The organism is Klebsiella sp. 10982 (genome assembly GCF_048589245.1).
Lineage (GTDB): Bacteria > Pseudomonadota > Gammaproteobacteria > Enterobacterales > Enterobacteriaceae > Klebsiella > Klebsiella quasivariicola.
Genome location: NZ_JBMAXV010000140.1, coordinates 1 through 595, shown reverse-complemented (window position 1 = coordinate 595; position 595 = coordinate 1). Strand labels below are relative to the sequence as shown.

The following is a 595-nucleotide window of genomic DNA, read 5'->3' as shown; positions in this document are numbered from 1 at the left end:
GGGTAATGACTCAAAATTATTGATAGTGTTTTATGTTCAGATAATGCCCGATGACCTTGTCATGCAGCTCCACCGATTTTGAGAACGACAGCGACTTCCGTCCCAGCCGTGCCAGGTGCTGCCTCAGATTCAGGTTATGCCGCTCAATTCGCTGCGTATATCGCTTGCTGATTACGTGCAGCTTTCCCTTCAGGCGGGATTCATACAGCGGCCAGCCATCCGTCATCCATATCACCACGTCAAAGGGTGACAGCAGGCTCATAAGACGCCCCAGCGTCGCCATAGTTCGTTCACCGAATACGTGCGCAACAACCGTCTTCCGGAGCCTGACATACGCGTAAAACAGCCAGCGCTGGCGCGATTTAGCCCCGACGTAGCCCCACTGTTCGTCCATTTCCGCGCAGACGATGACGTCACTGCCCGGCTGTACGCGCGAGGTTACCGACTGCGGCCTGAGTTTTTTAAGTGACGTAAAATCGTGTTGAGGCCAACGCCCATAATGCGGGCGGTTGCCCGGCATCCAACGCCATTCATGGCCATATCAATGATTGTCTGGTGCGTACCGGGCTGAGAGGCGGTGTAAGTGAACTGTAGC

At 54.6% G+C, this 595-nt stretch carries 1 pseudogene; it reads right to left on the bottom strand.

Features of this window, described 5'->3' with window-relative positions:
- Positions 1-16 precede the first annotated feature (16 nt).
- A pseudogene (locus ACKLKD_RS27970) lies at positions 17-595 on the bottom strand (IS1 family transposase); the annotation flags it as partial.